At 55.1% G+C, this 4,238-nt stretch carries 4 protein-coding genes; all 4 read right to left on the bottom strand.

What is annotated here, in order from left to right:
* Nucleotides 1-24: 24 nt before the first annotated feature.
* On the bottom strand, nt 25-792 hold the full coding sequence (locus M0974_RS18380) for a hypothetical protein (RefSeq protein ID WP_297839832.1): 768 nt from the start codon (nt 790-792) through the stop codon (nt 25-27).
* Between the two features lie 195 nt (nt 793-987).
* Entirely contained in the window at nt 988-3,093 is a 2,106-nt protein-coding gene (gene pnp, locus M0974_RS18375) for a polyribonucleotide nucleotidyltransferase (RefSeq protein ID WP_297839830.1), read from the bottom strand.
* A 175-nt stretch (nt 3,094-3,268) separates the two neighbouring features.
* Nucleotides 3,269-3,538 (bottom strand): 30S ribosomal protein S15, encoded by a 270-nt coding sequence (gene rpsO / locus M0974_RS18370; RefSeq protein ID WP_297839828.1) that lies wholly within the window; start codon nt 3,536-3,538, stop codon nt 3,269-3,271.
* A 118-nt stretch (nt 3,539-3,656) separates the two neighbouring features.
* Nucleotides 3,657-4,238, bottom strand: a 582-nt coding sequence (locus M0974_RS18365; RefSeq protein ID WP_297839825.1) for a tRNA pseudouridine(55) synthase TruB, incomplete at its 5' end; no start/stop codon positions are given.

The raw sequence follows: 4,238 nt of genomic DNA, 5'->3' as shown, positions 1-4,238 counted from the left end.
CCTTGGGTTGATTAATTAAGTAGATTATTTCGCGATCTGCGATGGGTTGCGGTTGCCAACACTGATTTGCGCCACCGTTACGAGGAGCACAATCACGGTCAGGAACAGCGCGCTGGTCCACATGGCGCCCATGCCGAGACCGCCATAGGTTTTAGCTTGGGTGAGCAGATCGCCGAGGGAGGCACCAAAAGGTCGAGTCAGGATGTAACCGATCCAGAAGGTCAAGACGGCGTTGCCACCCATGCGGTAGGCGACATAACTGAGTGCGAGCAAACCGCTGAAAATTATTGCGCCTAAGGTAAAACCGAGACCAAGCGCTTCGGTTGCCAAGTCGCCTGCTGCCGTACCCAATGCGAACGTGCAGAGAATGGCTGCCCAATAGAAGAGCTCTCGCCGCAAAGTGGTGACTTCATGGATGGACAGGGTCCGCTCAACTCGATACCAGACGGCAAATATCACCGCCAACGTCACCGCAAACACTCCAGTGCTGGCATACAAACTCACGTCCAGGCCATCGGTAAGCAGATCGGTAATCTGTGTGCCGACCACGCTAACCAGCACCACCGTCAGCCAGTAAGTCCACGGCGTGTAGCGACGAGTACGCAATTGCAGAAATAAGGCGATGGCCAACAGTGCGCCCATCACTCCCCTCGTCAGGCCCTGACCCCACCCAGCGTCGACGGCCAGATAATCCGCGCCGGTTTCACCGACCGTTGTCGACATGATCTTGATGATCCAGAACGACAAGGTTACTTCTGGGACTTTGTTCAGCCAGGTTGATAGTGTGGGCATAGTCCGTGTGTTCATTGGAGAGTAGCTCCTGCCGATGCGAGTAAGTCATGGAGCAAGTCTGACCGGCGAAACTTAGGCCACCCATAGGAAAACGAAATCAAAAAAAAACCGCCACCTCATGAGAGGAAGCGGTTTTTTTCAACTGAACCTGAAGCCAGTTTTAACTGGCCTTCAGTCCATTTAGCGTCGGGCTAATTAAACGCCGGATGCTTTTGCTGCTGCTACGTCTTTGATCGACAGCTTGATACGGCCGCGGTTGTCGACGTCCAGTACCAGTACTTCAACTTCCTGACCTTCTTGCAATACGTCAGTCACTTTCTCAACACGAGCGTCGCTCAGCATGGAGATGTGAACCAGGCCGTCTTTGCCAGGCAGGATGTTGACGAAGGCGCCGAAGTCGACGATGCGCTCAACCTTACCGACGTAGATCTTGCCGATTTCAGCTTCTGCGGTGATGCCCAGAACGCGCTGACGTGCTGCTTCAGCCGCTTCCTTGGTTTCGCCGAAGATCTTGATGGTGCCATCGTCTTCGATATCGATCGAAGCTTTGGTTTCTTCACAGATCGCACGGATAGTCGCGCCGCCTTTACCGATAACATCACGGATTTTGTCGGTGTCGATTTTCATCGCGATCATGGTCGGTGCGTTTTCCGACAACTCGGTACGCGACCCGGCAAGGATCTTGTTCATCTGACCGAGAATGTTCAGGCGCGCTTCCAGGGCTTGGCCCAGAGCGATTTCCATGATTTCTTCGGTGATGCCCTTGATCTTGATGTCCATCTGCAGCGCGGTAACACCCTTGGCGGTACCGGCTACCTTGAAGTCCATGTCGCCCAGGTGATCTTCGTCGCCCAGGATGTCGGTCAGGATGGCGAACTTCTCGCCTTCTTTAACCAAGCCCATCGCGATACCGGCCACTGGTGCTTTCATCGGCACACCAGCGTCCATCAGCGCCAGGGAAGCACCACACACCGACGCCATAGAGCTGGAGCCGTTGGCTTCGGTGATTTCCGACACCATACGGATGGTGTAAGGGAACACGTCGGCAGCAGGCAACATGGCCTGTACGCTGCGACGAGCCAAACGACCGTGACCGATTTCGCGACGACCAGCGCCACCCATGCGACCACACTCACCTACCGAGAACGGAGGGAAGTTGTAGTGCAGCATGAACGGGTCTTTACGTTCGCCTTCCAGGGTGTCGAGCAGCTGTGCGTCACGTGCGGTGCCCAGGGTCGCTACAACCAGCGCCTGAGTTTCGCCACGGGTGAACAGTGCTGAACCGTGGGTCTTCGGCAGAACACCCACTTCGATGTTCAACGGACGGACGGTGCGAGTGTCGCGGCCGTCGATACGTGGCTTACCGTTCACGATGTTTTCGCGCACGGTGCGGTATTCGATTTCGCCGAACGCTGCTTTGACTTCGCTAGAAGAAGGCTGGCCTTCTGCACCGGAAAGCTTGGCAACGATCTGGTCACGCAACTCACCCAGGCGAGCATAACGCTCGTGCTTGACGGTGATGGTGTAAGCCTGGGAGATCGCATCGCCGAACTCGCTGCGAATCGCGGCCAGCAACTCGGTAGCTTCAGGCTTCGGCTGCCAGTCCCACGTAGGCTTGGCTGTTTCAGCAGCCAGCTCTTTGATGGCGTTGATAACAACCTGGAATTCGTCGTGGGCGAACAGAACCGCGCCCAACATCTGGTCTTCGGTCAGCTCTTTAGCTTCCGATTCAACCATCAATACAGCTTCCGACGTACCGGCAACAACCATGTCCAGGCTCGAAGCCTTGAGTTGTTCGTACGTAGGGTTCAGCAGGTAGCCGGTGCTTTCGTGGAAAGCAACGCGTGCGCAGCCGATAGGGCCGTCGAACGGAATACCGGAGATCGCCAATGCAGCTGAAGTACCGATCATGGCAGCAACGTCTGGATCAGTCTTTTTGCTGGTCGACAGAACGGTACAGACAACCTGTACTTCGTTCATGAAACCTTCTGGGAACAGCGGACGGATCGGACGGTCGATCAGACGCGAAGTCAGGGTTTCTTTTTCGGAAGGACGGCCTTCACGCTTGAAAAAACCGCCGGGGATCTTGCCCGCTGCGTAGGTTTTTTCCTGGTAGTGAACGGAAAGTGGGAAGAAGCCTTTACCTGCGTCAGCTTGCTTGGCACCGACCACAGTCACTAATACGCTGACGTCGTCGTCAACGGTGACCAATACTGCGCCGGAAGCTTGACGGGCTATACGGCCAGTCTCGAGGGTGACGGTCGATTGACCGAACTGGAACTTCTTGATTACCGGGTTCACGGTTTCCTACCTTCTTTTGTGGCTCTTGGGGAACTGGTTTCTTGCGAATTCTTGGGCAGTGACAGGATTCGGACCTATCGACCGTCCAGATACAACTTGAGGCTGGAAGCCTGCCAGACCGTCCGAGTAAACCCGAAAAATCGTGACAAACAACCAACCTCTATCGACATCGCTATTAGCGACGCAGACCCAGACGACCGATCAGGGCGCTGTAACGGCTAACTTCTTTACCTTTCAGGTAATCCAGCAGCTTGCGACGCTGGTTTACCATACGGATCAGGCCACGACGTGAGTGGTGGTCTTTACCGTTGATTTTGAAGTGACCCTGCAATTTGTTGATGTTGGCGGTCAGCAGTGCAACTTGCACTTCTGGCGAACCAGTATCACCAACAGCTTGCTGGTAGTCGGTTACGATTTGAGCTTTTTCTTCAACGCTGAGTGCCATGTGGGCAATCCTTAATCACGGAAACCGCTCCAGAGAGACAGTTTCAATAGGCCGAGGGCAAACCCCCGTATTTTAAAATGAGCTGTGACCGCGCCTACTGACAGCCACCCTCGTTCGGTCATTCTGACCGAATCAATCGACGTGGCGCGATGCGCCCGTCTTCACTCACTTCACCGATACCGATGAAGCGACCTTCATGATCTTGCACACGAACCATGCCGAATTGCGGCGCGTCCGGTGCTCTCACTGGTTGACCATGCAACCAGTAAAACGAACTGTGTTCCGAAAACTGCAGCAACGGCCAATGCAACAAACCGCTGTCCGAAGGCATCAGGAAGCGATCAACCGCTTCGTTACCACCATCGGCATGTACTTGCTCCAACTCTTCCAGCGTCACCGTCTGGGCCAGGCTGAAAGGTCCGGCTTGGGTGCGGCGCAACTCAGCAACGTAAGCACCACAACCGAGCTTTTCGCCTATATCTTCAACCAACGTGCGGATATAGGTGCCTTTGGTGCAATCAACCGAGAGGCGCGCCGTGTCGGCTTCACACTCCAGCAATTCCAGGCGCGCAATAGTAACAGAACGCGGTTCACGCTCCACCACTTCCCCGGCCCGTGCCAGCTTGTATAACGGCTGCCCGTCACGTTTAAGCGCTGAGTACATTGGCGGTATCTGACTGATTTCACCACGAAAATCGGG

The sequence above is a fragment of the Pseudomonas sp. genome (assembly GCF_026224925.1).
Taxonomy (GTDB): Bacteria; Pseudomonadota; Gammaproteobacteria; order Pseudomonadales; family Pseudomonadaceae; genus Aquipseudomonas.
Note: the sequence above shows the minus strand (reverse complement) of the source record. Positions and strands in the feature narration are given on the sequence as shown.